Source organism: Luteipulveratus flavus, from assembly GCF_029439465.1.
Taxonomy (GTDB): domain Bacteria; phylum Actinomycetota; class Actinomycetes; order Actinomycetales; family Dermatophilaceae; genus Luteipulveratus; species Luteipulveratus flavus.
Genome location: NZ_JAROAV010000041.1, coordinates 1 through 1,345 on the forward strand (window position 1 = coordinate 1; position 1,345 = coordinate 1,345).

Consider the following 1,345-nt stretch of genomic DNA (forward strand, 5'->3'; position numbering starts at 1 on the left):
CGACTGACTGTGAGGATTCACAGCGCAGCCTGATGGTGCTGGGCTGTGGGCAGGCAACTGCGGGCGTGACCCTTCGACTGACTGGCTTTGTGCCTTTCGCGGGACTTGTCCGCTCGTGGTTGCCGGCCCCGGCCCGGTCGGAGTAGCTGGCCTGATCAGGAGCTTGACCGTCCGGTGTTCGCGCACCGGTCGTGTCTCATCACAGTCCTGCCGAATCTCCGCCCCGGACCGGAACCACATCCGCTCCCAGGCAAGGAGAGAACGCATGACCAGTGTGACCGATCTGCGCGAAGTGGTCGATGTCGTCATCGGCGTCGACACCCACGTCCACACCCATTCCGCGGCCGCCGTCGACGTACGCACTGGCGGAGTGCTCGGCGAGATCACTGTCGAGGCCACCGCTGACGGCTACGTCGAGCTGGTGGGGTTCGCCGGCCAGCACGCAGCGTTGCGAGCGTGGGCGGTCGAGGGCACCGGCGGGCATGGCGCCGGCTTGACCCGGCACCTCCAGCGCGGGGAGGAAGTCGTGATCGAGCTCGACCGCCCCGAACGGGCCAAGCGTCGCAACGGCGCCAAGTCCGACCCGCTCGACGCGATCCGCGCCGCCCGCGAAGCCCTGGCCCGCGCCAGGCTGGGGACACCCCGCAGCGGCGGGGACCGTCAAGCACTGTCAGTGCTGCTGGCCACCCGTCGCTCGGCAGTCAACGCGGCCACCGACGCGCAACGTCAGCTGTTCAGCCTCATCATCGCCGCGCCCGAGGTGATTCGCGAGCGGTTCCGCGGCCAGAAGATCCCCGCCATGATCCAGACCGCCGCTCGCATCCGGGTGAGCTCGGCCTGGGACGTGGAAACCACCACGACCGTCCTGGCGCTGCGGTCACTGGCCCGCCGGGCTCGGGCACTCGCTGAGGAAGCAGCCGAGCATGAGAAGTCCATCCGGACCATCGTCCGATCCTGGCGCCCCGACCTTCTCGACCAGCCCGGCATCGGGCCGATCATCGCCGCGACCGTGCTGTGCGCCTGGTCCCACCCGGGCCGAATCCACTCCGAGGCAGCCTTCGCGATGCTTGCCGGTGCCGCGCCGATCCCAGCCACCAGCGGCCTGGTCGCCAACCGCCACCGGCTCAACCGCTACGGCGACCGGCAACTCAACCGGGCCCTGCACACCATCGCACTGTCCCGCCTCCGCTACGACCAGACCACCCGCGCTTACCTCGCACGCCGTACCGCCGAGGGCAAGACCAGCCGTGAGATCAAACGCTGTCTCAAGCGCTACATCGCCCGCGACCTCTACCGCCTACTTGAACACGGCCCCATCACGGCTTGACGACCCATAGGAGCGTCC

Annotated in this window: 1 protein-coding gene; it reads left to right on the forward strand. The window is 69.0% G+C overall.

Translation table 11 applies throughout. The features are described 5' to 3' along the window. The first annotated feature begins 265 nt into the window (after positions 1 to 265). Positions 266 to 1,327, forward strand: coding sequence for an IS110 family RNA-guided transposase (locus tag P4R38_RS16005; RefSeq protein ID WP_277193041.1), 1,062 nt, complete (start codon positions 266 to 268; stop codon positions 1,325 to 1,327). Positions 1,328 to 1,345: the final 18 nt, after the last annotated feature.

What these genes read in the sequence shown, in the direction of transcription:
- P4R38_RS16005 (WP_277193041.1), top strand. Translation starts at nt 266, where the DNA reads ATGACCAGTGTGACCGATCTGCGCGAAGTGGTCGATGTCGTCATCGGC.